The sequence below is a fragment of the Megasphaera massiliensis genome, from assembly GCF_000455225.1.
Taxonomy (GTDB): Bacteria; Bacillota; Negativicutes; order Veillonellales; family Megasphaeraceae; genus Megasphaera; species Megasphaera massiliensis.
This window is the reverse complement of record NZ_HF954537.1, coordinates 1,223,851-1,230,062: the sequence shown is the minus strand read 5'-3', so window position 1 is coordinate 1,230,062 and position 6,212 is coordinate 1,223,851. Positions and strand designations below refer to the sequence as shown.

Sequence of the window (6,212 nt, the reverse complement as noted above, 5' to 3'; positions counted from 1 at the left end):
TAAAAAATTACGAAAAAATTATTTGTCTTACTCGTAACAGGAAAGGAGGGGCCTGCCTATGTCACAGACAGCACAAACGACACTGGCTCATGACGTTTCATTTAACGGGATCGGCCTGCATGCTGCCAACGAAGTTCATATGGTACTGCGCCCGGCTCCGGCTGATACAGGGATTGTTTTTATTCGGACCGATTTGCCGGAAAAACCGTCTGTACAAGCCCATCTGACGAATGTAACCAATACGATGCGGGCGACGACCCTGGAAAAAGGGAGCGCCAAGGTCTTTACGGTAGAACATCTGCTGTCGGCCCTTTATGGGATGGAAATCGACAACTGCTTTGTCGAAATGGATTCCGTCGAACCGCCCGTTGCCGACGGCAGCAGTCTGACCTTTGTCAAGCTCATTGAAGAAGCGGGAGTCCGTGAGCTCGATGTGCCGCGCCGACCGCTGGTCATACAGAAACAGCATCTCATTCAGGACGGAGATAAGTTTATCGCTCTTGTGCCTTACGATGGATTCCGCATTACCTTTACATCCATCAATCCGCACCCTATGCTGGGCGTCCAGTTTTTTGACGAGACCGTCACCAAGGCTTCGTACATTGAGCAGATTTCCTTTGCCCGGACGATCGCCTTTACGGAAGAATTGGAAATGCTGAAGAAATTGGGCCTTGGCAAGGGCGGTACGATTGAAAATGTCGTCGTCTATGATAAGACGTCGTGCCTGTCCGTTCCGCGCTCCGATGACGAATTGGTCCGCCATAAGGTGCTCGACATCGTCGGTGATTTGTCTTTACTCGGAAGACCGATACGAGGCCATGTCATTGCCGTCAAATCGAGCCATAACTTAAACAACCAGCTGACACATCAGATTTTTGAAGAACTACAGTGAGCTAAGGAGGAATTCTCATGACTTTGGAAGTAACTGATATTATGGAAATTTTGCCGCATCGCTATCCCATGCTGCTTATTGACCGGATCATTGAATTGGAACCGATGAAATATGCCATCGGCATCAAGAATGCGACCTTTAATGAGCAATTTTTCCAAGGCCACTTTCCGGGCAAGCCGGTCATGCCGGGCGTCCTCATTGCCGAAGCTATGGCCCAGGTCGGCGGTATTGCCCTCTTGTATCCTGAAGAAAACCGCGGCCTCATTCCCTTCTTTACGGGAATCGATAAAATCCGCTTCCGCCATCCCGTCATCCCCGGTGACCAGTTGGTCATGCGGGCTGACATCGAAAAGGTAAAGGGCCGTATGGGCAAGGTCAAGGCTCAGTGTCACGTCGGTGATATCCTCTGCGCCGAAGGAGAATATCTCTTTGCCCTCATGCCGGGACAGAATCCGAAAAAGTAATCAATAAAATTGACTTTATGTTAAATAATGAGCTAAACGGGCGTATTTAGTAGCATAAAGGGGAATATTGCGGGAAATGGCTTGATTTTGCCGGGCGAAATAAATCGTCCTTCCTGCGACTATATACGTAGATATTTATGAATTTAAGCGACTGTCCCTTTTAGGGACAGGGAAGCGAGGAGTGACTTTAATGACCGAGGAAACGAATAACATGCGTCAGAGCATGATACATCCGACGGCTGTTATAGACCCGCAGGCGAAAATTGGGGCTGGTGTTAAAATCGGACCGTATGCCGTTATCGGGCCTCATGTCACCATTGGTGACGGAACAGAAATCATGGCCCACGTTACGATTGACGGTTGGACGACGATTGGTAAAGACTGCCGGTTTTTCCCGAGCTGTTCTATCGGTTCGGAACCGCAGGACTTAAAATATCACGGTGAAAAGAGCTTTCTTATCATCGGCGACCGCTCGGTTTTCCGGGAATTCGTGACGGTCAGCACGGCGACAGGTGAAGGGGAAGAAACGCGAATCGGCAATGACTGCCTGTTCCAGGCCTGTACCCATGTTGCCCACAACTGCGTCGTCGGCAACCACGTCATCATGAGTAACTGCGCCGGCCTTGCCGGTCACGTTACCGTTGAAGATCGGGTCGTCATCGGCGGCATTGCCGGCGTTCATCAGTTTGTCAAAATCGGCCGCAACAGCATGATCGGCGGCCTGGCGAAAGTCGTACAGGACATTCCGCCCTTCGTTATCGCCGACGGTCAGCCTGCACGCTGCATCGGCCTTAACAGTGTCGGCCTTTCACGGGCCGGAGTTCCCGAAGATGTCCGCCGGGAATTGAAAAAAGCATTCCGCATCTTGTACCGTTCCGGACTCAATTTGCGCCAGGCTATTTTTGAAATGGAACAGGAACTGGACAGTTCCGAAGAAGTAGAACATTTTCTCCGCTTCCTTCGCAATGCCGACCGCGGTATTTGCCGAGGAACAAAGGATTAGGCAGCAGCCAGTGAGTAAAAGGGGTGTCGCACCTGCGATAGCCCTTTTTTTACTGACAAGGGACCTGTTTTTTTGTATAATATAGAGATAAATATTTCTCTTTATGAATAAGGATGATTGCTATGGAAAAAGTTGGGCTCTTGGCCGGTATCGGTAAGCTTCCTGTCGAGTTTATGCGTGCTGCAAAACACCTGGGATATGAAGTTGTCGTCATCGCCGTCGTCAGCGATGTCGAACCGGAACTGGCAGCGGAAGCCGATGCATACTACGATATCAACGTTGCCAAGTTGGATAAAATCATTAAGACCTTCAAAAAAAATGACGTCTCGAACGTTACCATGATCGGGAAGGTCACCAAGGAAATTCTCTTTAAAGGGCTTAAATTTCCCGATTTGCGGGCCATTAAACTGTTGGCGAAATTGCGTAATCGCAAGGACGATACGATCATGCTGGCCATCGTCGATGAACTGGCCAAAGACGGCCTTGAAGTCGTCGACCAGACCTTGTATTTGAAGGATCTCATGCCGGCCATCGGTGTCTTGTCGCGCCGCAAGCCGACGGAAGGGGAAGAAGACGATATCCGCTTCGGTTTCGTGACGGCTAAGGCCATGGGCGGTATGGATATCGGCCAGACCGTCGTCGTTAAGCATAAGGCCGTCATGGCTGTCGAAGCCATTGAAGGGACCGATGCCTGTATTCGCCGCGGCGGGGCTCTCGGCCGTGAAAAATCGGTTGTCGTCAAAGTGGCAAAACCCAACCAGGACCCTCGTTTCGATGTGCCGGCCGTCGGCAGGCAGACGATTTTGTCCATGATTGAAAGCAACTGCAATGTCCTTGCCATGGAAGCCGGACGGACCCTTTTTGTCGAACAAGATGAAGTCCTGCGCCTGGCGGACAGCCACGGCATCGTTATCTGTGCTGTTGATAAGAACTTTTGACGGGAGATCCTATGAAGATTATGTTTTCTGCCGGTGAAGCGTCCGGTGACCTCCACGGCGCCAATTTGGCACGAGCTTTGAAACAACTTGCGCCGGACATCGAACTGCTCGGTATGGGCGGCGAAAAGATGAGAGACGCCGGTGTCGATATCGTGTATGACATCGATAATTTGGGAGTCATCGGCATCGGTGAGATTATCCGCAAGATTCCTTTTTTCTTTCGCCTCCGTGATTTTCTAGTCGATACGATGAAGAAGGAAAAGCCCGACGTCCTTGTTTGCATCGACTATCCGGGCTTTAATATGCGCCTTATAAAGGCCGCCAAAGCTGCCGGAATTCCTGTCATTTATTACATTCTGCCGACCATTTGGGCCTGGCATAAGAGCCGGGGGAAGACGATTGCAAAATATACGGATTTGGCCATTTCCCTTTTCCCTTTTGAAGCCAAGCTCTATGAAGATATAGGGACGAATGTCCTCTATACGGGGCATCCCCTTTTAGACAGCGTCCATCCGAGCCTGAGCCGTCACGACGCTTTTTTGAAGTTTGGCCTTTCGGAAGAGAAGCGAACGATCCTTCTCATGCCCGGGAGCCGTGTCCAGGAAGTGACAAGCCTGCTGCCGTGTATGTTGGAAGCGGCGAAACAGATAGAGCGTGACTACGGAGACCTGCAATTTCTCATCCCGCGGGCTACGACCATCGATAGAGCCATGCTTGATGATATCATTGCCTCTTCCGGCATGACTGTCACTGTCGGAGAAGGCAATGTCTATGACATGATGAATATCAGTACCGCTGCGATTGCAGCTTCGGGGACGGCAACCCTTGAAACGGCCCTGATGGGGCTTCCGACACTTCTCGTATATCGCGTCAATCGCCTGACCTATTGGCTTTCCAAGATCCTGGTACATATTGAAAGTATCGGCCTGCCCAACATCATCATGGGCCGCAGGGTGATTCCCGAGCTGTGGCAGGATGACGTGACGCCGGATAATATTGCTGACGCCGTCCTTCCCATGCTGGACGACGGACCGCGCCGGGCGAAGCTCTGTGAGGACCTTTCTGCCGTGCGCCGCACGATGGGGGAATCAGGAGCTGTGATGCGTACAGCCCAGGCTGTCTTAACTTTTGCAAGAGAAAGAGGTATTCATGAAGCAGTACAATAGTTGGCAAGGTTATAAACGATTATTAACTTTCATCAAACCCTATAAGACACGGCTCGTTTTCGCCGTCATCTGTATGGCTCTGTCCGGGGCGAGCAACGTCGTCGTTCCCTGGCTGATCAAGGACGTCATCGACAAGGTATTGGCCAATAAAGACATTTATACCTTAAACCTTATCGTCATCGGCATCTTGGTCCTGTTTTTACTGCGCGGCGTCTTTTACTTTGGCGAACGCTATCTCATGAGTTTCGTCGGTCAGAAAATCGTCAATGATATCCGCGAAAAACTGTACCGCCATTTGCAGACCCTGTCCCTGTCTTATTTTGATAAGCATAAGACGGGCAATATCATGAGCAACCTGACCAATGACGTCACGGCCCTTCAGACGGCCATTGCCGGCAACCTCATTTCTTTCGTTCAGGAAGCCGTCATCCTCGTCGGTTCTTTGGCATCGATGATTTTCCTCTATTGGAAGCTGACCCTCCTGACCCTGGTCATCGTGCCTCTCGTCGTTTTTACGATCAACTTCTTCGGATCCCGCCTGCGCCGTGCCGGCCACGACGTACAGGGCAAGATGGCAGATATTACGTCTCTGCTTGAAGAAGCCATTTCCGGCATTCGCATCATTCGCTCCTTTAACCGCGAAGATTTTGAAATCCGGCGTTTCATGCTGCAAAACGACCGCAACTTCTGGGCCCTTATGAATACGACCCGGCTGACGTCTTTATTGACGCCGTTTATCCAGTTCTTTGCGGCCATTGCCGTGACCGGCATCATCTGGTATGGCGGCATGAGTGTCATCAACGGAGAAATGACGGCCGGTGCCTTGATTGCCTTCCTCATCTATGCCATTAACTTGGCGAATCCCGTTCGCCGCATCAGTGAAATCTACGGTGACATCCAAAAATCCCTGGCCGCTGCCGACCGCGTCTTTGAAACAATCGACACCGTGCCCGACGTCAAGGAAAAAGAAGGCGCTGTAACCCTGCCGCAAGTAAAAGGGGAAGTGACCTTCGACAACGTTTCCTTTGCCTATGATAAAGAACACCCGGCTTTGACTGACTTTAATCTCGAAGTCCGTCCGGGCGAAGTCGTTGCCCTCGTCGGTCCCAGCGGTGCCGGAAAATCGACGGTGGCCAACTTACTGCCTCGCTTTTATGACGTTACGGCAGGCCGCCTCTTGATTGACGGCATCGACGTCCGGGACGTCACCTTTGCCTCCCTGCGCCAGCAAATCGGCCTCGTGCCGCAGGAAACGATGCTTTTTAATGCCAGCGTTCGGGAAAACATCCTGTACGGCCGGCTCGATGCGACGGAAGACGAAATCGTCGCGGCCGCCAAAGCTGCCAATGCCCACGAATTCATTATGAGACTGCCCGGCGGCTATGACGCCCTCGTCGGTGACCGGGGCAACTCCTTGTCCGGCGGTCAGCGCCAGCGCATTGCTATTGCCCGGGCTATTCTCAAAAATCCCCGCATTCTCATCCTCGATGAAGCGACGTCCGCCCTCGATACGGAAAGTGAAAAAATTGTCCAGGCTGCCCTGGATCGACTTATGGAAGGCCGGACTGCCGTCGTCATTGCTCATCGTCTGAGCACGGTCCGCAACGCCGACAACATCGTCGTCATCGACCATGGTCACATCGTGGAAACGGGGACTCACGCCGAATTATTGGCCAAAGACGGCCTTTATGCACACCTCTACGCCGTTCAATTTAACGATAAGAAAGAAGCTTCAGAAGGTTGATAGCG

Annotated in this window: 6 protein-coding genes; all 6 read left to right on the top strand. The window is 51.6% G+C overall.

The genetic code is table 11. The features are described 5' to 3' along the window. Positions 1-58: 58 nt before the first annotated feature. Positions 59-892: a UDP-3-O-acyl-N-acetylglucosamine deacetylase gene (lpxC, locus tag TX77_RS09155; protein ID WP_044504527.1), complete on the top strand. Its 834-nt coding sequence runs from the start codon at positions 59-61 to the stop codon at positions 890-892. 17 nt (positions 893-909) lie between these two features. Then, the gene (gene fabZ / locus TX77_RS09150; protein ID WP_044504526.1) at positions 910-1,356 is read left to right on the top strand and encodes a 3-hydroxyacyl-ACP dehydratase FabZ; all 447 of its coding nucleotides are present in this window, start codon (positions 910-912) and stop codon (positions 1,354-1,356) included. Between the two features lie 190 nt (positions 1,357-1,546). Then, complete coding sequence (gene lpxA / locus TX77_RS09145) at positions 1,547-2,359, top strand: acyl-ACP--UDP-N-acetylglucosamine O-acyltransferase (RefSeq protein ID WP_044504525.1); 813 nt, start codon at positions 1,547-1,549, stop codon at positions 2,357-2,359. Positions 2,360-2,481: 122 nt separating this feature from the next. After that, positions 2,482-3,297: an LpxI family protein gene (locus tag TX77_RS09140; RefSeq protein WP_044504524.1), complete on the top strand. Its 816-nt coding sequence runs from the start codon at positions 2,482-2,484 to the stop codon at positions 3,295-3,297. Positions 3,298-3,308: 11 nt separating this feature from the next. Next, positions 3,309-4,463, top strand: coding sequence for a lipid-A-disaccharide synthase (lpxB, locus tag TX77_RS09135; RefSeq protein ID WP_044504523.1), 1,155 nt, complete (start codon positions 3,309-3,311; stop codon positions 4,461-4,463). After that, on the top strand, positions 4,447-6,207 hold the full coding sequence (gene msbA / locus TX77_RS09130; protein ID WP_044504522.1) for a lipid A export permease/ATP-binding protein MsbA: 1,761 nt from the start codon (positions 4,447-4,449) through the stop codon (positions 6,205-6,207). Before lpxB ends, msbA begins: the two co-directional genes overlap by 17 nt. The last annotated feature ends 5 nt before the right edge of the window (positions 6,208-6,212 follow it).